Origin of the sequence: Acidovorax sp. LjRoot66 (assembly GCF_964253305.1) — a bacterium.
Taxonomy (GTDB): Bacteria; Pseudomonadota; Gammaproteobacteria; order Burkholderiales; family Burkholderiaceae_C; genus Acidovorax.
The window spans coordinates 721,586-741,202 of sequence record NZ_CAXUQU020000001.1 but is presented as its reverse complement, the minus strand read 5'-3'; the positions used below and the strand labels follow the sequence as shown (position 1 = coordinate 741,202).

Annotated in this window: 19 protein-coding genes; 8 read left to right on the top strand and 11 right to left on the bottom strand. The window is 68.7% G+C overall.

Annotated elements, in window-relative coordinates; all coding sequences use genetic code 11:
• Positions 1-3 precede the first annotated feature (3 nt).
• Positions 4-1,260 carry a HAMP domain-containing sensor histidine kinase gene (locus ACSQ3Y_RS03440; RefSeq protein WP_057202656.1) on the top strand — a complete coding sequence of 419 codons (1,257 nt, stop codon included), beginning with the start codon at positions 4-6 and terminating at the stop codon, positions 1,258-1,260.
• On the opposite strand, the gene ACSQ3Y_RS03435 is transcribed toward ACSQ3Y_RS03440, so the two are convergent.
• Complete coding sequence (locus tag ACSQ3Y_RS03435) at positions 1,235-2,473, bottom strand: YbfB/YjiJ family MFS transporter (protein WP_436180078.1); 1,239 nt, start codon at positions 2,471-2,473, stop codon at positions 1,235-1,237. The genes ACSQ3Y_RS03440 and ACSQ3Y_RS03435 overlap by 26 nt on opposite strands.
• 115 nt (positions 2,474-2,588) lie before the next feature.
• Between ACSQ3Y_RS03435 and ACSQ3Y_RS03430 the strand changes: the two genes are divergently transcribed.
• Together ACSQ3Y_RS03430 and ACSQ3Y_RS03425 are read left to right on the top strand one after the other, a co-directional pair.
• Entirely contained in the window at positions 2,589-3,443 is an 855-nt protein-coding gene (locus ACSQ3Y_RS03430; protein WP_057202735.1) for a LysR substrate-binding domain-containing protein, read from the top strand.
• A gap of 30 nt (positions 3,444-3,473) precedes the next feature.
• Positions 3,474-4,553 carry an NAD(P)H-dependent flavin oxidoreductase gene (locus ACSQ3Y_RS03425; protein ID WP_436176449.1) on the top strand — a complete coding sequence of 360 codons (1,080 nt, stop codon included), beginning with the start codon at positions 3,474-3,476 and terminating at the stop codon, positions 4,551-4,553.
• 10 nt (positions 4,554-4,563) lie between these two features.
• Here the strand turns inward: ACSQ3Y_RS03425 and ACSQ3Y_RS03420 are convergent, their stop codons facing one another.
• The 6 genes from ACSQ3Y_RS03420 to ACSQ3Y_RS03395 are packed head-to-tail and all read right to left on the bottom strand — an operon-like array spanning position 4,564 to position 9,269.
• Positions 4,564-5,538 (bottom strand): glycosyltransferase, encoded by a 975-nt coding sequence (locus ACSQ3Y_RS03420; RefSeq protein ID WP_057202658.1) that lies wholly within the window; start codon positions 5,536-5,538, stop codon positions 4,564-4,566.
• Between the two features lie 20 nt (positions 5,539-5,558).
• On the bottom strand, positions 5,559-6,815 hold the full coding sequence (locus ACSQ3Y_RS03415; RefSeq protein WP_057202659.1) for an O-antigen ligase family protein: 1,257 nt from the start codon (positions 6,813-6,815) through the stop codon (positions 5,559-5,561).
• Positions 6,815-7,630, bottom strand: coding sequence for a glycosyltransferase family 2 protein (locus tag ACSQ3Y_RS03410; protein WP_436176448.1), 816 nt, complete (start codon positions 7,628-7,630; stop codon positions 6,815-6,817). Before ACSQ3Y_RS03410 ends, ACSQ3Y_RS03415 begins: the two co-directional genes overlap by 1 nt.
• Positions 7,631-7,633: 3 nt before the next feature.
• A complete protein-coding gene (locus ACSQ3Y_RS03405) occupies positions 7,634-7,840 on the bottom strand; it encodes a zinc-finger domain-containing protein (protein ID WP_057202661.1) in 207 nt (68 codons plus the stop codon).
• A gap of 3 nt (positions 7,841-7,843) precedes the next feature.
• Positions 7,844-8,782 (bottom strand): branched-chain amino acid transaminase, encoded by a 939-nt coding sequence (locus tag ACSQ3Y_RS03400; protein ID WP_057202662.1) that lies wholly within the window; start codon positions 8,780-8,782, stop codon positions 7,844-7,846.
• Positions 8,783-8,822: 40 nt separating this feature from the next.
• Positions 8,823-9,269 (bottom strand): glycerate kinase, encoded by a 447-nt coding sequence (locus ACSQ3Y_RS03395; RefSeq protein ID WP_436176447.1) that lies wholly within the window; start codon positions 9,267-9,269, stop codon positions 8,823-8,825.
• A gap of 251 nt (positions 9,270-9,520) precedes the next feature.
• On the opposite strand from ACSQ3Y_RS03395, the gene ACSQ3Y_RS03390 reads away from it, so the two are divergent.
• Entirely contained in the window at positions 9,521-11,287 is a 1,767-nt protein-coding gene (locus ACSQ3Y_RS03390) for a methyl-accepting chemotaxis protein (protein WP_436176446.1), read from the top strand.
• A 28-nt stretch (positions 11,288-11,315) separates the two neighbouring features.
• Here ACSQ3Y_RS03390 and radA read toward each other — a convergent pair whose 3' ends face one another.
• On the bottom strand, positions 11,316-12,695 hold the full coding sequence (gene radA / locus ACSQ3Y_RS03385; protein ID WP_057202665.1) for a DNA repair protein RadA: 1,380 nt from the start codon (positions 12,693-12,695) through the stop codon (positions 11,316-11,318).
• 156 nt (positions 12,696-12,851) lie between these two features.
• On the opposite strand from radA, the gene ACSQ3Y_RS03380 reads away from it, so the two are divergent.
• The 3 genes from ACSQ3Y_RS03380 to ACSQ3Y_RS03370 are packed head-to-tail and all read left to right on the top strand — an operon-like array spanning position 12,852 to position 15,315.
• Positions 12,852-13,676: an aldolase/citrate lyase family protein gene (locus ACSQ3Y_RS03380; protein ID WP_428002801.1), complete on the top strand. Its 825-nt coding sequence runs from the start codon at positions 12,852-12,854 to the stop codon at positions 13,674-13,676.
• 30 nt (positions 13,677-13,706) lie between these two features.
• Positions 13,707-14,684, top strand: a complete 978-nt coding sequence (locus ACSQ3Y_RS03375; RefSeq protein ID WP_057202667.1) for a 2-dehydropantoate 2-reductase — start codon at positions 13,707-13,709, stop codon at positions 14,682-14,684.
• A 22-nt stretch (positions 14,685-14,706) separates the two neighbouring features.
• Positions 14,707-15,315: a glutathione S-transferase family protein gene (locus tag ACSQ3Y_RS03370; RefSeq protein WP_057202668.1), complete on the top strand. Its 609-nt coding sequence runs from the start codon at positions 14,707-14,709 to the stop codon at positions 15,313-15,315.
• A 175-nt stretch (positions 15,316-15,490) separates the two neighbouring features.
• Here the strand turns inward: ACSQ3Y_RS03370 and ACSQ3Y_RS03365 are convergent, their stop codons facing one another.
• Together ACSQ3Y_RS03365 and ACSQ3Y_RS03360 are read right to left on the bottom strand one after the other, a co-directional pair.
• A complete protein-coding gene (locus ACSQ3Y_RS03365; protein ID WP_436176445.1) occupies positions 15,491-17,071 on the bottom strand; it encodes an ABC transporter substrate-binding protein in 1,581 nt (526 codons plus the stop codon).
• 118 nt (positions 17,072-17,189) lie between these two features.
• Positions 17,190-17,804, bottom strand: a complete 615-nt coding sequence (locus ACSQ3Y_RS03360) for a LysE/ArgO family amino acid transporter (protein WP_436176444.1) — start codon at positions 17,802-17,804, stop codon at positions 17,190-17,192.
• A gap of 70 nt (positions 17,805-17,874) precedes the next feature.
• Here ACSQ3Y_RS03360 and ACSQ3Y_RS03355 point away from each other — a divergent pair, with 70 nt between their 5' ends.
• The gene (locus ACSQ3Y_RS03355) at positions 17,875-18,783 is read left to right on the top strand and encodes a LysR family transcriptional regulator ArgP (protein WP_428002805.1); all 909 of its coding nucleotides are present in this window, start codon (positions 17,875-17,877) and stop codon (positions 18,781-18,783) included.
• Between the two features lie 9 nt (positions 18,784-18,792).
• Here the strand turns inward: ACSQ3Y_RS03355 and ACSQ3Y_RS03350 are convergent, their stop codons facing one another.
• On the bottom strand, positions 18,793-19,599 hold the full coding sequence (locus ACSQ3Y_RS03350) for a siderophore-interacting protein (RefSeq protein ID WP_436176443.1): 807 nt from the start codon (positions 19,597-19,599) through the stop codon (positions 18,793-18,795).
• Positions 19,600-19,617 lie beyond the last annotated feature (18 nt).

The following is a 19,617-nucleotide window of genomic DNA, read 5'->3' as shown; positions in this document are numbered from 1 at the left end:
CCGGTGAGCCTTTCCAACCCCTTTGCCCGGCGCCTGTACCTGCGCATCTGGCTCGCCGTGGTCGGCGGCATCGCCGTGCTCACGCTGGTCGTGGGCTGGGCCTGGCGCATTGCCGAGGAGCAGAAGGCGAGCAACAACCAGCCCTTCGTACCGCCCTCGCGCGAAATGGTGCTGCGCGATGCCAAGGGCGATGTCGTCTTTCAGGGGCCTGCGACACGGCAGCCGTCGGAGCCCGGCGAGAACGTGGAGTTCCACATCGAATCCGACACCGGCCAGGCCTTTGTGCTGCAGATGGCACCGCGCCAGCCCCGCATCGGCGGGCGGCCCGGTAGCGGTCCCAACCAGGGCGACGCGGCCTTCTGGACCCGCCCGCCCTTTGGCTTCCTGTGGCTGCTGGGCATCGTGGGCCTGGCCGTGGCGGCGGGGGTGTACCCCATCATCCGGCGCCTGACCCTGCGGCTGGAGGCGCTGCAGCGCAGCGTCAAGCACTTTGGCGAAGGCGATCTCTCCGTGCGCGTGCCCGAGCAGGGCCAGGACGAAGTGGCCGACCTGGCGCGCCAGTTCAATGCCGCAGCGGAACGGGTGGAGACCCTGGTCAAGTCGCACAAATCGCTGCTGGCCAACGCCTCGCACGAGCTGCGCTCGCCGCTCACGCGCATCCGCATGGGCATGGAGCTCATGGGCGGGCAGCAGCCCTCGCCGACGTTCCGCGCCGAGATCCTGCGCAACATCGCCGAGCTCGACCAGTTGGTCGACGAGATCCTGCTGGCCAGCCGCCTGGACGCGCGCGAGGCCGATGTGGGCACGGTGGAGACAGTCGACCTGGTGGGCCTGGCGGCCGAGGAATGTGCGCGCGTGGACGCCGACCTGGACGTGGGCGCCAGCCCCGATGCGGTGGACGTGCGCGGCGTCTCCAAGCTGCTGCGCCGGGCCATCCGCAACCTGCTGGAGAACGCGCGGCGTTACAGCACAGGCGAGGTCAGCGTGGTCGTGCACCGGCGCCAGGGCCATGCCGAGGTGCGCGTGTGCGACCATGGCCCGGGCGTTCCACCCAACCAGCGCGAACGCATCTTCGAGCCCTTCTACCGCCTGCCGGGCGCCAGCGAGCGCGCGGGCGGCGTGGGCCTGGGCTTGTCGCTGGTGCGCTCGATCGCCGGGCGCCACAGTGGCATGGTGTTCTGCGAAGACCGGCCCGATGGCGCCAGCGGTGCGTGCTTCGTGCTGCGGCTACCGGTCACTTCTTCCAGCGCCACGCCATGAAGGCGTAGAGCGCGGCGCCCAGCACCAGCACCGAGCCCGCTACACCAAGCGCCCAGTCGAAACCCTGCGCCCGCGAGCCTGCCTGCGCCAGCAGCGCGGCCGCCATGGGCGGCCCAGCGATCTGGCCGATGCCATACAGCGCCGTGAGCAGCCCGGTGAAGCCCGCGCCCGCCTGTGGCCACTGGTGCCGCGCCTCCTGCAAGGCGAAGAAGGTGATGGCCGTGAACGGCACTCCCAGCAGCAGGCTGCCGAGGGCAAAGCCCGCCGGCCCCGGCCACAGCAGCCCCAGCGCAATGCCCACCGCCTGCAGCAGGTAGGCGCCGGCCAGCAGCCAGCGGCGGTCGCGGTGGGGTGCGATGCGCGTGGACAAAAAGGCGCCCAGGGCCACGCCGGCGCCGAACACCGGCCAGAACAGGTCGGGCCAAGCCGAGCCGGCCGGAAGCGCGGCGCGCGCGATGACGGGCAGGAAGGTGGCGGTGACGATGTAGCCCAGGCCTGCCAGCCCATAGGCCACGGCGTGCAGTGCCCGCTGCGCTGCAGGCGCAGGCACGGAGACTGCGGCGGCCGGCCCCGCAGATTGCCCAGGCGCCTCGCCGCCGCGCAGCACCCGCCAGATCGCCGCGCACAGCAGCGCCGCCAGTGCGGCAAACGTGGCCCAGCCCGCCGCCGCGCTCCAGCCCGCAGCGACCATGGCACCGGTGGGCAGGCCGGTCACCACGATGCCTAGCCCCGGCCCGCAGAAGATCAGGCCGGCGAGCTGGGGCCGCCCCAACCGGGTGAGCTGGCCCATGCACCAGTTGGCAGTCCCCAGGAACACCAGGGCACTCGCGATACCCGCCAGAAAACGCAGCAGGGGCCACGATGCGGGCCAGGGAAAGGCAAGCACCCCGGTCAGCAGCACGGTGGCCACCAGCCCGCCGCGCGCCAGGGCCGCATTGCCCGGGACTGCGCCCAGGCGACGGCCCAGCCACGGCAGGGCCATGTACAGCAACGCCCCGGCAAGGTAGCCGGCGTAGTTGGCCGTGGCCAGCCAACTGCCGGTGGCGATGTCCACCACGCCGTCGTGCAGCATCATGGGCAGCAGCGGGGTGAAGGCGAAGCGGCCGATGCCCATGGCGACCGCGAGGGCGACCATGCCGGCCAGAGCGACCCGCAAAGGCGCCATGTCAGCGCTGTGCACGCGGGCGGGGGAGGGGGAAGACACCTGGTCCATGCGGGAGATACCGGAAAGAGTTGCCACGGCAGATGCCGTTGCATATCATCTTACCAAGAGATTGAATTTTTGTAATTCATACTTTTTTAAGATGATTGAATTTTCTTCACCCTTGCTGGACCTTGCGGCCCTGGACATCTTTCGCACCGTGGCGGCCGAAGGCAGCGTCACGCGCGCGGCCGATCGGCTGGGACGCGTGCAGTCCAACGTGACCACCCGGGTGCGCCAGCTGGAGGCGGACCTGGGCACCCCCCTGTTCCTGCGCGAAGGCAAGCGCATGGCGCTCACGCCCGAGGGCCAGGTGCTGCTGGGCTATACCGACCGGCTGCTGACGCTGGCCGAGGAAGCGCGCCAGGCAGTGCGTCCAGGCCCACCCGGCGGGCGCCTGCGCCTGGGTTCGATGGAGAGCACGGCGGCGAGCCGCCTGCCTGTGCCGCTGGCACGCCTGCACAGCCAGTGGCCGGGCGTGGCGCTGGAGCTGTCGACCGCACCCACGCGCGAGCTGGTGGAGCGGCTGCGCGCACACGCGCTCGATGCGGTACTGGTGGCGTGGCCGCCGGGCCAGGCCCCGGACCCGGCGCTCGAAACCCGGCCTGTGTTCACCGAAGACCTGTTGCTGGTGCTGCCCGCCGGCCACCCTGTCGTTGCCGGCCCCCAGGATGTACAGCCCGGCACGCTCGCGGTCTTCGAGCCGGGTTGCACCTACCGCCGCATCGGGCAGGACTGGTTCGCTCCCCGGCCGCAGCCCATGCAGGTGCTGGAGCTGGGCTCGTACCACGCCATTCTGGCCTGCGTGGCCGCCGGCAGCTGCGCGGGCATCGTGCCGCGCTCGGTGCTGGCCATGACGCCCCACGCCGGGCTGCTGAGCCACCAGCCGATCACCCGTATCGACACCCTGCTCACCTGGCGCAAGGGCTACCGCTCCAGCGCGCTCGATGCCCTGCAGCAGGCGCTGCTTTCCGCAGCCTGACCGCTTTTCAATTCCCCCAAGGAGTCCGCCATGACCGACCGCAGCCTTCGCACCGCCCTTTCACTGCGCCTGCCCATCATCCAGGGCCCCATGACCGGCTCCGACACCCCGGCCCTGGCGGCTGCCGTCTCCGCGGCTGGCGGCCTGGGCTCGCTGGGCTGTGGCATGCGTTCACCTGCAGCCATGGCCGAGGCGGCTGCCGAGGTGCGCAGGCGCACCGACCGGCCGTTCTGCATGAACCTCTTCGTGCAGGACACGCCCGCGCCCGACGCGGCCACGGTGGACGCCGCCGTGGCGCGGCTCGCCCCGCTGTACGCCGAGTTCGGCCAGCAGCCGGCCGCACCCGCGCGCTGGTGCGAGGACTTCGCGGCGCAGTTCGACGCGCTGATCGCTGCACGCCCGGCGGTAGCGAGCTTCACCTTCGGCATCCTCAGTGCCGCGCAGGTGGAACGCCTGCACGCTGCAGGCTGCTATGTGATCGGCACCGCGACCACGGTCGCCGAGGCCGTGGCCTGGGCCGACGTGGGGGCCGACGGGGTCTGTGCCTCGGGCATGGAGTCGGGCGGGCACCGGGGTACCTTTCTCGGGGACTTCGCCTCTTCGATGATCGGCACCATGGCCCTGGTGCCGCGCTGCGTGGATGCGCTGCAGCCGCGCGGCGTAGCGGTGGTCGCGGCTGGCGGCATCATGGACGGGCGCGGCATCGCCGCCGCGCAGGCGCTGGGGGCCGAAGCGGTGCAGATGGGCACGGCCTTCCTCTCCTGCGATGAATCGGGCATCGGCGCGGCCTACCGCCAGGCGCTGGCCACTGCCAAGGGCACCGACACGCGCACCACGCGCGCCCTGACAGGGCGCCACGCACGTGGCATCGTCAACGCGCTGATGGACCGGCTGCAGGCCGATGAGGCGGCCGTGCCGCCCTACCCCGTGCAGAACGCCTTCACGGGCGCCCTGCGCAAGGCGTCGAACGAGGCCGGCCGGGCCGACTACCTGTCGCTGTGGGCTGGCCAGGGCGTGGAGGCGGTTCGGCCCATGGCCGCCGCTGCGCTGATGGCGCTGCTCGAAGAGGAATGGAAGCAGGCCTGCGCGCGCGTGGGCGCTGCGCACTGAAGCAAGAAGCTCAGCGCGTCCAGGGCAGGTCGCGGGCCGTGCCTTGGATAACGGGGTGCTCGCGGTGCAGCACCTCGCCGGCCAGCACGCGCTCGTAGTAGCGCAGGTAGCCGCGTGCCATGGCCTCGGCGCTGAAGTGCTGCTGCACATGGGCGTGGCAGGCGCGCGGGTCGGCCTTGTGGGCACGCACGGCCTCGGCCAGTTCGCTGGCGCTGGCCGACAGGCTGCCGCACTCGGCAGGCACGAGTTCGGGCAGCGCGCCGTAGGGCGTGCTGAACACCGGGCAGCCGAAGTACAGGCTTTCGATCACCGCCAGGCCAAAGGGCTCGTGCCAGCGCACGGGGAAAATCAGGCCGCGCGAGGCGTTAAGCAGCTCGTTCTTCTGCTGGCCGCCGACCATGCCGAAGAAATGGATCCGGCGGGACAGCGTCCAGCGAAAACCGCGCTTGAAGTTGATGCGGTTGCCGCCGAGCACGTCGAGCTCCACACCGGCCAGCTTGGCCACCTTGATGGCGCCGGCCACGTTCTTCACGCCCCAGGCCGCCTTGCCCAGGAAGTGGTAGTGCGAGCGCGGGCGCTCGAAGTCCACCGGGCCATAGGCCGACCAATCGAGGCCGTTGTAGACGAACTCAGTCGACCCATAGCGCGCGGCATGGTTGCGCGAGAGGAACACCGTGTTCAGCGGCAGCGGCTTGGGCTTGCGCGCGTTGCCGTGCTCGGTGACGAGGTAGGGGCGCGAGGGTTCGCTGCGCGGGTTGAACTGGAAGTGGGTGATGTCCACGTCGGCCGGGATCTGGCTGTCCCAGGGCTGATCAGGCTTGATCGGCAGCACCTGGGCGAAGTCGCAGCTCGAGCCCTCGGGCACCAGGTAGCTCACGCGGTGGCCCAACTGCACCAGGGTCTTGCCCAGGTCCCAGATCACGCGCTCGGTGCCGCCGTAGCCGTACACCGGGATGGAGGAGTTGTTGACCAGCAGGATGTGCATGGAATGGAGGATACCTGTCGTCAGAAGGGGCGGCCGCAGCCGATGCGGGCGCGCCGCTCATGCAGGGCCGCCAGCACCAGAGGGCACATGAAGAGGTAGAACATGTTGCCGCTGTTGTGCGCCAAGAAGACCTGGGTCAGGCCGAAGCCGATGTACGACAAAGGCAGCATCACGCCCACCAGGCACAGCGAGAGCGATTCGCGGTCCATCTTGCCCGCGCCGTCGCGGATGCGCCGGGCCGTGGGCCAGAACATGACCAGCGGAATGCCGTAGAACGCCAGCAGCAGCAGCACGCCAGGCAGGCCGCGCTTGGCGAACAGGTCGAGCGCCTCGTTGTGCGCGTGGCCGAATTCGAGCACCACGGGGTGCGCCAGGCCAGCAGCGACGCGGCGCGCCTTCTCCTGCTCGTAGCCGGCCCGGCCCCAGCCGGTGAACGGCCGGTCCCAGCCCATCTGCCAGGCCAAGTGCCAATGGGCCAGGCGCTGGCCCACGGAGCTGCGGCCATCACCGCGCTGCTGGTAGGTCTGCACCTCCTGGCGCGCTTCGTCCACGCGCTGCTCGACGGCCGGCACCTGCGACAAGGCCGCAGCGGCCAGCGCCAGGGCACACAGGCCCCAGTACACACGGCGCTGGCCCGTGGTGCGCACCAGCAGCCAGGCGCACACGGGCAACAGCAACACCAGCGCCAGCCAGCCGCCGCGCGACTGCGACAGCACCGAGCCCACCGCGCCGAGCACGATGGCGGCCGTGAGCAGCAGCCGCTGCCAGGCCACCCAGCGCTTCCACTGCACCACCAGCAGCAGGCCGCTCATCACGGCCAGCAGCATGCTCAGGTTGCCGTACTGGATGGCATTGGTGAAGCCACTGGCGCGCGGCAGCGCCTGCACGCCAATCTGGTAGATGGCCACCAGGCCGCTGCCGACGGCGCCCACCGCCACGCCCATCCACAGCCAGGAGGCGCGCGGCTCGAACGTCATGAGGTAGAAGATGCACGGCAGCGCCAGCAGGTACTTGACCGGGCGGTCCATGCTGCCCCAGCCCCAGGTGGCGCCCACGTCGAGCAGCCACAGGGCGGCCATGCACGAAAAGGCGGCCAGCAGCCACCAGGCGGCGCGGGGGGCGGGGCGCTTCCACCACACTGGCGCGCTGGCCAGCGCCGCCAGCAGCAGCAGCGCCGCGCCATAAGAATAGCCCGAGGGCAGCCACAGGGCCAGGCCAGGCACCATGAATGCGCCGATGCTCGCGCAGCGCCCGAACCAGCGGTAGGACCTGACCATCACCGTATCACCCGGCCGGTGAGGCTGTCGCGGTCGTAGTGCAGGGCGACATACCGAAAGAAGCCCTCCAGCGCCACGAACAGGCAGTACAGGAAGCCCGCGCCCCCACACAGGAAGCCCAGGCGGAACACATACAGACGCAGGAACATCGAGCCGCCCGAGGCCAGGCCGCGCAGCACGCCACCGCGCTTGCCCGCCTCGGCCCGCTTGGCGGCGCCCAGCATCACATACTGGGTGAGCTTTTCGAGGCTGGTGCGCACCGAGTTGCGGGTGTAGTGCAGCAGGCGGGCGCGTACCAGATGGCGCGGCACGGCCACACCACCGGGTTCGGGGTGCAGCTGCGCCTGCTCGTGCACCACGCCCGTGAATTCACGGACCATGGAGCGCACGAACAGCCGCTCGATGCGCGACTGCGACAGAAAATAGCGCAGCTCCTGGCCAAAGGCCACCATGCGCCAGCGGATGGTCCACACGCCGCGCGCGCCCGAGCGCACGATGGCCTGCAGCTCCTGCTGGAAGGCCGGGGTCATGACCTCGTCGGCATCGAGGAAGAACACGTAGTCACCCCGCGAATGGGCGAGCAGGCGGTTGCGCTGCACGGCAAAGCCCTGCCAGTCGGGGTAGGAATGGACCTCTGCACCCAGGCCCTGGGCCAGGGCGACGGTGTTGTCCGTGCTGCCGCTGTCAACCACCAGTACCTGGTGGGCAAAAGCGGCGCTGCGCAGGCAGGCTTCTATACGGTGCGCTTCGTTGTGCGTGAGCACCGCCACCGTGAGCGTGGGCGACACCTTCGCGTCGCCAGCGGCCGCCGACATCCGTCAGTGGCCAGCGTGCACGTGCTCGCCCGCCTTGAGGCGGTACACCGTGCCGCAGTAGGGGCACTTGGCCTCTCCGCTGCGGGCCACGTCCAGATAGACCTTGGGGTGGTTGTTCCAGATTTTCATGTCCGCCTTGGGGCTCGGGCAGAAGACCCCGCCCTGGGCGTTCAAGTCCTTGGCCAGCAGTTCGATCGCAGCTTGGGACATGGTTCAGACCTTTGCCAGCCAGTGGGCGTATTGGGGATTGCGGCCGTTGACGATGTCAAAGAAGGCGCTCTGGATCTTCTCGGTGATCGGGCCTCGGCTGCCGCTGCCGAGCTCGATGCGGTCGAGCTCGCGGATCGGCGTGACTTCGGCGGCCGTGCCGGTGAAGAAGGCTTCGTCGGCGATGTAGACCTCGTCGCGCGTGATGCGCTTTTGCACGATCTCCAGGCCCAGGTCCTTGGCGATGTGGAACACGGTGTTGCGGGTGATGCCGTTCAGGGCGCCGGCCGACAGGTCGGGGGTGTAGATCACGCCGTTCTTGATCACGAAGATGTTCTCGCCCGCGCCTTCGCTCACGAAACCGCTGCTGTCCAGCAGCAAGGCTTCGTCGTAGCCGTCGTCCAGCGCTTCCATGTTGGCCAGGATGGAGTTGGTGTAGTTGCTCACCGCCTTGGCCTGGGTCATCGTGATGTTCACGTGGTGGCGGGTGTAGCTGCTGGTCTTGACGCGGATGCCGCGCTGCATGCCCTCTTCGCCCAGGTAGGCGCCCCAGGCCCAGGCGGCCACCATCAGGTGGATCTGGTTGCCCTTGGGCGAAACGCCGAGCTTTTGCGAGCCGATCCAGGTCAATGGGCGCAGATAGCCCGACTCCAGGTTGTTTTCGCGCACTACGGCCTTCTGCGCCTCGTTCACTTCTTCCTTGCTGAAGGGGATCTTCATGCGCAGGATCTTGGCACTGTTGAACAGGCGGTCGGTGTGCTCTTCGAGGCGGAAGATGGCCGTGCCGTCGGCGGTCTTGTAGGCGCGCACGCCTTCGAACGCGCCGCAGCCGTAGTGCAGGGTGTGGCTCAGCACGTGGATCTTGGCGTCGCGCCAATCCACCATCTGGCCGTCCATCCAGATCTTGCCGTCACGGTCGGCCATTGAGGGAACTACGGGGCTCATGGGTGTCCTTTGAATTGCTGTGGGTCGCAAAAGAGCGATTTTACGGGGCTGGCGGCACCTCGGCCACTGGGGCAACTGCGGGCGGCACCTCTTCCTCCTGCGCCGGGCGCACGAGCTCCCACTTCACGAGCTTGCCGTTCTTGAACTCGCAGGTCACGAACGAGCGGCTGCCGTCCGTCCAGCGGTACAGCTCAGGCTGGGCGCCATCGTCCGACAACAGCTGTCCCAGCGAGCGCGTCATGGCCACCACATGCATCAGGTTCACCCCGGCCCGCAGCTTGGCGTTGAGCATGACGGCGCTGCCCACATGGCCGATGGGCCTGTCTGCCGCTTTTTTCAGCACAGTCATCAGGCGCGTGAAGTGCAGCAGCGCCCACATCAGGAGCCCGCCCCCCACAGCGGCCACGCCGGGCCACCCATAGGACACAAAACCGAACACCAGGGCACCCACGGCAGCGAGCGGAACAAAGATATTGCGCAAATTCATGGGCGGTATTGTCATATGGCCAGCGCGTGCCGCCGTACGTGAAGACCGCAGGTCCTGCGGGTACTGCCCCCCGATGGGCGCCCAAATCCCGCGCAGGCCGCACCAGCATGGCCCGGGCTGCAGATTCGTTGTGCAAACGCTACATCAAATGCATACGGGTGCCTGGCGTATGGCGCAACCGTGCGCTGCGGTTTACCCTCGCCAGTTGATACAACCTGATACGCCGGGTGACGCCTGCGCAAGCACAAGCCATGAAACTGGACAACATACGCCTTTCCCCCAAGCTCTGGGGGTCTATCGTGGGCCTGCTGGGTGCCATGCTGCTGGTCTCCCTCTGGTCGCAATACCAGGCCTCGCAGGTCATGGCGCAGACCCTGGCGTCGCTGGAGGCGTTCGAACAGCGCATCTCCCTGGCCCAGCAATGGAAAGGCGCGACCGAAACCACGGGCGAGCGCGTGCTGGCCAGCAATTCCACGCCCGATGCGGAGCTGACCACGCTGTTCGACGCACGCGTGAAGGCAGGCGTGACCGGCATCTCCGGCATCCAGTCCAAGGTGGTGGAACTGGCCACCAGCCCCGCCGACAAAGCTGCGCTGGAGCGCGTGGCCAGCGAACGCACCAATGTGCTGGCGCTGAACAAGCAGGCCCGCGAGATCAAGCTGGCCGGCGATGCTGCCGCTTTCAAGACCTTCGTGGAGTCGAAATACCTGGGCGCCATCGGCCGCTACGTGGATTCGCTGGAAGCCTTCGTGCAGCTGCAGCAGTCGCAGCGCGACACGGCCAAGCAGGAGGCTGCAGGCGCCATGGCCCGTGCCCGCGCGCTGGCCTGGACCATCCAGGCCGTGGTGTTCCTGCTGGGACTGGCACTTTCCTTCCTGCTGGTGCGCTCGATCACCCGGCCGCTGAACGATGCGGTGCAGCTGACCGACGCCATTGCCGGTGGCAACCTCACCGTGCAGTCCTCGGATGACCGCCAGGACGAGTTCGGCCACCTGCTGCGCTCGGTCTCGCAAATGGCGGCCAAGCTGCGCGGCCTGGTGTCGGAAGTGCGCAGCGGCGTGGATTCGATGTCCAACGCCTCGGTGGAGATCGCCACCGGCAACCACGACCTCTCGTCGCGCACCGAGCAGACCGCCGCCAACCTGGAAGAAACCGCCGCCAGCATGGAGGAGCTGACCGCCACCGTGACCCAGTCGGCGGACACCGCACGCCAGGCCAACCAGCTGGCCAGCACGGCTGCGCAGGCCGCCGGTCGGGGTGGCGAGGTGGTGGCCCAGGTGGTGACCAGCATGCAGACCATCACCCACAGCTCGCGCAAGATCGCCGACATCATCGGCACCATCGACGGCATCGCATTCCAGACCAATATCCTGGCGCTCAATGCCGCCGTGGAAGCGGCCCGGGCCGGCGAACAGGGCCGGGGCTTTGCCGTGGTGGCCAGCGAGGTGCGCGGCCTGGCGCAGCGCAGCGCCGAGGCGGCCAAGGAGATCAAGGGCCTGATCACGGCGTCGGTGGAATCGGTGGAGACCGGATCCGAGCAGGTCACCCAGGCCGGCCAGGCCATGGACGAGATCGTCAGTAGCGTTCGCCGCGTGTCGGACCTGATCGGCGAGATCACCGCCTCCTCGTCCGAACAGCGTGACGGCATTGCCCAGGTGAACGTGGCCGTGACCCAACTCGACCAGATGACGCAGCAGAACGCCGCGCTGGTCGAGGAATCCGCCGCCGCCGCCTCGTCGCTGCGCGATCAGGCCCAGCGCCTGGCCGAGGTGGTGTCGGTGTTCAATGTGGGCTACCAGCCGGCGGCTGCTGCGCCCGCGCCCCGGCCGGCCCCTGCCCGCGCCCCGGTGCCGCGCCCAGCCGCGACGGCCACTGCCAAAGTCACTTCACTTGGCAGCGCGACCCGCAAACTGCAGGCGCCCAAGCCCGCACCTGCGGCCGCCAAAGCCCCGGCACCGGCCGCCGCCAGGCCCGCCCCCAAGGCCAAGGGCTCGGACGAAGACTGGGAATCCTTCTGACTCCGCGAAACTGAAAGGCTGAAAGCCTTCAGCCCATCTCGCGCACGACATTCATCGCCTCTTCCACGCGCTCCACGGCGTGGATGGTGAGCCCCTCGATAGGCTTCTTGGGCGCATTCGCCTTGGGTACCACGGCCACGCTGAAGCCGAGCTTGGCGGCTTCCTTGAGCCGCTCCTGCCCGCGCGGTGCGGGCCGCACCTCGCCCGCCAGGCCCACCTCGCCAAACGCGAGGAAGCCGCGCGGCAGCGCCTTGCCGCGAAGGCTGGAGGTGATGGACAGCATCACTGCCAGGTCGGCTGCAGGTTCACTGATGCGCACACCGCCCACCGCGTTCACGAACACGTCCTGGTCCATGCAGGCCACGCCCGCGTGGCGGTGCAGCACGGCCAGCAGCATGGCCAGGCGGTCCTTGTCCAGGCCCACCGACAGGCGCCGGGGGCTGGGGCCGCCGCTGTCCACCAGTGCCTGGATCTCCACCAGCAGCGGGCGGGTACCCTCCAGGGTGACCATCACGCAGCTGCCCGGCACGGGCTCGCTGTGCTGGCTCAGGAAGATGGCGCTGGGGTTGCTCACGCCCTTGAGGCCCTTCTCGGTCATGGCGAACACGCCGATCTCGTTGACCGCGCCGAAGCGGTTCTTGATGGCGCGCACCAGGCGAAACTGGCTGTGCGTGTCGCCCTCGAAGTAGAGCACCGTGTCCACCATGTGCTCGAGCACGCGCGGGCCGGCAAGCGCTCCTTCCTTGGTGACGTGGCCGACGAGCACGATGGCCACGCCCGAGGACTTGGCCGCGCGCGTGAGGTGGGCCGCGCATTCGCGCACCTGGGCCACCGAGCCCGGTGCCGAGGTGAGCTGGTCGGAGTACACCGTCTGGATGGAATCGATCACGGCCACGGCGGGCTGCATGGATTCGATGGTGGCCAGGATTTTTTCGAGCTGGATCTCGGCCAGCACATTGACCTGGCTGTGGTCCAGCCCGAGCCGGCGCGAGCGCAGCGCCACCTGGGCGCCACTTTCCTCGCCGGTCACGTACAGCGTGGGCAGGCCCGCGCGCTGCAGCGCATCGAGCGCCTGCAACAGCAAGGTGGACTTGCCGATGCCAGGGTCGCCGCCGATCAGTACCACGCCGCCCTCGACGATGCCGCCGCCCAGCACCCGGTCAAGCTCGTCGATGCCGCTCGGTGTGCGCTCCACGTCGCTGGCCTCGATGGCCGACAGCGGCATCACCGCCTGCGCCTGGTTCAGGCCCGCGAACTGCGCGCCGCTGTAGCGGTTCTTGCCCGGCCCGGCCTCGGCCACCTGCTCGATCAGCGTGTTCCAGGCGCCGCAGGCGGGGCACTTGCCCAGCCAGCGCGGGCTGGTGCCGCCGCATTCGGTGCAGGTGAAAACGGTTTTTTCTTTGGCCATGGCGTGGGAAATGGGGACAAACAGAAGGCAGGCTGGTGACTATACCGGCCAGCCCAGCCAAGGCGCATTGCCGGGGCAATTGGCGCACGCCCGCCGCAGGGTGTGCACAACCCGTACGATGGCGGCCTTGCACCAGAGCCAGAAAGAGACGCACGCATGCAAACCCCCATCAACCCCTTCAAGCAGGCCATGGCCCAAGGCCGCGCGCAAATCGGCCTGTGGCTGGCCCTGGCCGATGCCTACAGCACCGAGGTACTGGCCGGCACGGGCTACGACTGGCTGCTGCTCGATGGCGAGCACGCGCCCAACGACCTGCGCTCGCAGCTGCACCTGCTGCAGGCGGTGGCCAGCGCAACCAGTGCGCTACCCGCTGGCGCGCAACCACCCCACGCGATTGCGCGCGTGCCCGTGGGCGACACGGCGCTGATCAAGCAATACCTCGACATTGGAGCCACCACCCTGCTGGTACCCATGGTGGACACCGCCGAGCAGGCCCGCGACCTGGTGCGCGCCACGCGCTATGCGCCCGAGGGCGTGCGCGGCATGGGCAGCGCCCTGGCGCGCTCCTCGCGCTGGCAGGCCTACCCGAACTACGTGCACGAGGCCAATGCCCAGGTGTGCCTGCTGGTGCAGGCCGAGACGGTGCAGGCCATGGACAACCTGGATGCCATCGCCGCCGTAACCGGCGTGGATGGGGTCTTCATCGGCCCGGCGGACCTGTCCGCATCGATGGGCCACCCGGGCAACCCCGGCCACCCCGACGTGCAGGCCGCGATCACCGAGGGCATTGCGCGCATCCTGCGCGCGGGCAAGGCGCCGGGCATCCTGGCCACCAACGAAGCACAGGCGCGCCAGTGGCTGGCAGCGGGCGCGCTGTTCGTGGCCGTGGGGGTCGATACCATGCTGCTGGCCAGTGCGGCCCGGCAGTTGCTGGCGCGCTTTCGCGCGGACGCCCCAGCCGCAATGCCCAACGGATACTGAACACCCTTCGATATGGAAAGCAATGCAACGATGAAAGCATGTATCTACGGCGCCGGCGCCATTGGCGGCTGGATCGGGCTGGCCCTGGCGCAAGCGGGCAGCGAGGTCAGCATGGTGGCGCGCGGCGCCACGCTGGCGGCCCTTGAGAAACACGGCCTGCGCTTGCGCCGCCCCGATGACAGTGTGGTGCACGCCTCCGTGCGCGCCAGCGACAGCACGGCCGCATTGGGCGTGCAGGACCTGGTGGTGGTGGCCGTGAAGGCGCCGGGCCTGCCCGAGGTGGCGCGCGCCATGGCCCCGCTGATCGGCCCCCAGACGGTCGTGCTGACCGCGATGAACGGCGTGCCCTGGTGGTTCCTGGGTGGCTGCAGCGGCGCGGCGCAAGGCCGCACGCTGGAATCGGTGGACCCCGGCGGTGCCATCGCCCGTTCCATCCCCGCAGGCCAGGTGCTGGGCAGCGTGGTGCACACCAGTTGCTCGCTGGAGGCACCGGGCTTCGTCAAGCAGCACTTCGGCAACCGGCTGATCGTGGGCGAGCCCGATGGCAGTGCCAGTACGCGGCTGCAGGCCCTGGCCGACGCGCTGCAGCGCGGCGGCATCGACGTGGAGGTCTCCACGAACATCCAGAAGGACATCTGGTTCAAGCTCTGGGGCAACCTCACGGTGAACCCGATCAGCGCCCTCACCGGCGCCACCACCGACCGCATCCTGGACGACGAGCTGGTGCGCGGCTTCGTCTCGGCCGTGATGCTGGAGGCCAAGGCCATCGGCGAAAAGCTGGGCCTGCCCATCGACCAGCAGCCCGAGGACCGCCACGCCGTGACGCGCAAACTCGGCGCCTTCAAGACGTCCATGCTGCAGGACGTGGAGGCCGGCAAGCCCGTGGAGATCGACGCCCTGGTGGGCGCGGTGCATGAGCTGGGCCAGATCACCGATACACCGACCCCGCACACCGCCGCCCTGCTGGGCCTGGCACGCCTGATGGCCCGCACCCGCGGTTTGTACTGATTTACTACTTCACCACGCAACCATGCTCAAACTCTATTCCGCCCCCGGTACCTGCTCCCTGGCCGCGCACATTGCCCTGCAGGAGGCCGACGCCGGCCATGAATTGGTGACACTGGACTTTGCCAATCAGCAGCAGCGCAGCCCCGAGTACCTGGCCATCAACCCCAAGGGCCGCGTGCCCACGCTGGTGACGGAGCAGGGTGTGCTCTCCGAGACGACCGCGCTGCTGCTCTACATCGCCCAGCGTTTCCCGGCCGCGAAGCTCGCCCCTCTGGACGATCCGTTCGCGCTGGCGCGCATGCAGGAGTTCAACAGCTACCTGGCCTCCACCGTGCACGTGAATCACGCCCATGGGCGGCGCGCCGGGCGCTGGGCCGATGAGGCCGGCTCCATCGCCGATATGCAGCGCAAGGTGCCGCAGACCATGTCCGAGGCCTTCTCCGTCATCGAGAACCACTACCTGCAAGGCCCGTGGGTACTGGGCGAGGCGTATTCGGTGGCCGATGCCTACCTGTTCACCATTGCCTCGTGGCTCAAGTCGGATGGCGTGGACATTGCGCTGTTTCCCAAGGTGGCTGCGCACACCGCGCGCATGCTGGAGCGCCCCGCCGTCCAACGCGCGCTGGCCTGATCTCTCTGATCAACAAAGAAGCCCTCGCAGCCAGAACGGCTGCGAGGGCTTTTTTCGCGAGTGAGCCCGGTGCCCACGGCTTTGGATTCGACCGGATAGGCAGGCGGGAAGCCGCAGACAGTGCTGTAGCACGGCAAGGCTGCCCAACGACGCTAGCCGGTTGAAGGCAAAGCTGTCAGTTGACCTTGAGAATGCGCCAATCGACGCGGTTGTCCGCACGGTGCACGATGTCCACTTTCTGAGTGGCCGCCCAGGGGATGATCTGGTTGTACAGCGGAATGTGCGAGATCAACTCGTGGTCGGCGATCAGGGCCTTTTCGATCAGGCCGTTGCGCGTGGCGGTGTCGGTCTCCTTCTTGATGCGCTCGATCAACGCGTCCTGTTGCGGGTTGGAGAAGCGCCCCAGGTTGAAGTTGCCGTCGCCGCCGGCACCGCTGGAACGGACCAGCGACTGCAGCGAGTAGAAGGCGTCGAAGGTCGGCACGCCCCAGCCCAGCAGGTAGATGCTGGCCTCGTTGCGCTGGATCATCGGGAAGTAAGTGGCAAACGGCAGCGAACGCAGCTTGGCCTTGACGCCGATCCTGGCCCACTGGGCCGTGATGGCCTGGCACAGCTGCTCGTCATTGATGTAGCGGCCCGCGCTGCAGGCAAAGTCGACCTCGAAGCCCTGCGAGTAGCCGGCCTCGGCCAGCAGCTTCTGCGCGGCAGAGGGGTCATAGGGCCAGCGTGCGTCGGCCTTGGGCGTCCAGCCGTTGACCTGGCGCGCGATGATGGCGCCCGTGGGTTGGGCCAGGCCGCGCAGCACCACGCGCTGGATGGCGCTGATGTCGATGGCCTGGTAGAGCGCCTTGCGCACGCGCACGTCCTTGAGCGGGTTCTTGCCCTTCACGTCGGAGCCCGGCAGCTCCTCGCGGAACTGGTCCAGGCCGAGGAAGATGGTGCGGTTCTCGGCCCCGTCGAGGACCTTGAGGTTGGGCGTCTGGCGCACGCGCGGCAGGTCCTGCAGGCCCGGGTCGAGCACGAAGTCGAGTTCGCCCGAGAGCAGCGCGGCTGTGCGCGTGGCGTCGGACTTGATCGGCGTGTAGACAATCTGCGTCACGTTGCCCGTGTACTTGCCCTTGCCCCACCAGGTGGGGTTGGCCTTGAGCACCAGGCGCTGGTCGGGCGTCCACGACTCGAGCGTGAAGGGACCAGTGCCCAACGCGTTGCGGTGCGAGAAGGGTTCGTCCTTGGTCTTGATGTCCTTGGGCGCCGTGGCATTGTTCTTCTCGGCCCAGGCCTTGCTCAGGATGCGCAGCTCCGTGAGCTGGTTCACGAGCACGGGGTTGGGCACCTCCGAGAAGATGTCGATGGTGTGGGAATCGACCTTCTCGACCCGGTCGATGCCCTGGGTGTAAACGGCGAAGTTGGAGGTCTTGGCCTTGGCGCGTTCGAGCGAGAATTTGGCGTCGTCGGCCGTGAAATCGCTGCCGTCGCTGAACCTCACCCCCTTGCGCAAGGTCAGCCGCAGCTGCGTGGGGCTGACGCGCTTCCACTCGGTGGCCAGCGAGGGCTCGGGCTTGAAGGTCTTGCTGTTGTATTCGACCAGGGTGTCGTACACCGCTGCATGCAGCGTGTTGTTCACGCCCACGTTCTGCGCGTGGATGTCCCAGGAGGACAGGTCGGTGGAACGCGACCAGCGGAAGGTGTTGGCGTGGCTGGCCAGGGGCAGCGCACCGGCCAGCGCAGCCGCCAGCATGAGGGATTGGAATCGCATGAAAGGTAGGCCTGTACAGAAAGTCGTTGTGCGCTGCACTATGGACCGGGCTTGCTTCCACACGAACGAATTTCTCGTTGTAACCTTATGCACCGCACCCCCAGGGCGCTGCCGGGTTTCAATGTAGCAGCAACCCCACGGCGAGTGCGACCATCATGGCCGCGACAACCGCATCGAGCACGCGCCAGGCGTGCGGCGATGCGAACAGCGGCGCCAGCCAGCGTGCCCCCCAGCCCAGCGCGGCGAACCACACCAGGCTTGCCAGGCTGGCGCCTGCCGCGAAACCCATGCGCAGCGATGGGGGGTAGGGGCTGGCGATCGCCCCCAGCAGCAGCACCGTGTCCAGGTACACGTGGGGGTTGAGCCAGGTGAAGGCCATGGCGGTGAGCACCACGGGCTGCCAACCGGCGGGCGCCGTACCGTCGGTTGCTACCTGCATCGCGGCCGGCTTGCAGGCGCGCAACAAGGCGCGCGCCGCATAGGCCAGCAGAAAGGCCGCGCCCAGCCAGCGTGCGGCCACGAGCAGCGCGGGGTGGGACTGCACGGCCGAACCCAGCCCCCACACGCCGGCCTGCACCAGGATGGCGTCGGACAGCGCGCACACGGCCACCACGGGCAACACATGCTCACGCCGCAGGCCCTGGCGCAGCACGAAGGCGTTCTGCGCGCCAATGGCGATGATCAGGATAGCGGTCGAGGAAAAGCCGTTGGCGAAGGCCGAGGAAAGGTTCATGGCCCCAATGGTGCCCAGCCGTGGAGGGAAAGAAAAGCTATACTTTTTTGCTACCCGTAAGCAAAACTGAATGCACCTCGACACCGCCCAACTGGCCGCGCTGGCCGCCGTGCTGGAGCAAGGCAGCTTCGAGCGCGCAGCACTGGCCTTGCACGTCACGCGCTCGGCCGTGTCCCAGCGCGTCAAGCTGCTCGAAGAGCGCGTGGGCCAGGTCTTGGTCCGCCGCGCCTCGCCCTGCACCCCGACCGAGGCCGGCCAGGCCCTGTTGCGCCACGCCCAGCAGATGGCGCTGAGCGAGGCCGACGCCTTGCGCAGCATTGCGGGCAGTAGCGCCGGCCTGGCGCCGGTGCGGCTGGCGCTGGGGGTGAATGCCGATTCGCTGGCCTCCTGGTTCGTGGACGCCATGGCCCGGGCCGCAGAGCCGGGCGAAGGCAGGGCCCCGCCCATCACCTTCGACATCCACGTGGAGGACCAGGACCATTCTTCCGAGCTGCTGCGCCAGGGCCGTGTGATGGCCGCCGTGACCGCCGAGCCGCAACCCGTGCAGGGCTGCCAGGTGGTGCGCCTGGGCACCATGCGCTACCGGGCGCTGGCCAGCCCCGCGTTCATGGAACGCCACTTTGCCCAGGGTGTGACCGCCGCAGCGCTGGCCCAGGCACCCGTGCTGGTCTTCAACCGCAAGGACGCCCTGCAGGAGCGCTTCATGCGCCGCATCGCCCGGCGCGCGCTGGCGCCACCAGTGCACTGGCTGCCCTCATCCCAAGGCTTCGTAGCGGCTACCCTGGCCGGGCTGGGCTGGGGCATGAGCCCCGAGCAACTGGCACACGAGGCCGTCGATGACGGCCGCCTGGTCGAACTGGTACCCGGCAAGCCAGTGGACGTGGCGCTGCACTGGCAGTTCTGGCGTCTGAACGTACAGGCACTGCAACGCATGACCGAGGCGGTGCAGCAGGCTGCGGCCACCGCCTTGCTGCCTTAGGCTGCGGGATCAGGCGGGAAGATCCTCGTGGTGGTCGGCCACGCCTTTCTTCCAGTAGGCCGCGATGCGCATGCGCTTGGGGTTCACGCCCGGCTTGGCCAGCACCACCTTGCGCAGGGCTGCCATGTCGGCGTGTTCGCCAGCCGCCCAGACATAGCCATCGCCTTCGGGGATCGCCAGCGCCTGGGCCGCCTCGGGCAGTGAGGCCACCCACAGCAGATCCAGCTTCGCGGCGCTAGCCAGGGGCCGCTGGTCGGCGGGGTTGCGCACCTGGATGCGCACGGTCGCCGCGGCTTCGGCCGGCAGCTCGGCCAGGCGGCGCACGATGGCGGGCACGGCGGTCTCGTCGCCCAGCAGCCAGTGCCACGCAAACGCCGTGGGCACCACCATGCTGCCGCGCGGCCCGGCCACGCCCACCCAGTGGCCCACGGCCGCGGCGGCAGCCCAGTCCGACGCGGGGCCGGCGTCGTGCAGGGCCACTTCGATGTCCAACTCGCCCTTGGCGGTGTCGTAGTGCGCGGGGGTGTAGTCGCGCAGCACCGGGCGCGGCTCGGACATCACCGGGCGGCCATCGTGCACCGTCGGCAGCGAGGCGCGCTCCTGGCCTGGGTGCGGCAGGATGAGCTTGATGTGGTCGTCAAAGCCCACGCTCACGAAGTCGGCGAGATCCGGCCCGCCCAGCGTGAACCGTACGAAGCCGGGGCTGACCTCGGTGCGGCGCAGCACCTGTGCATGGCGGGCCTTGAGGGTGTGGCGCACGCGGGTGATGGCCAGAGGATCGGCAAAGGCAAGGGGGCTGGAGACTTCAGTGCTCATGATTTAAAATGTTGACTT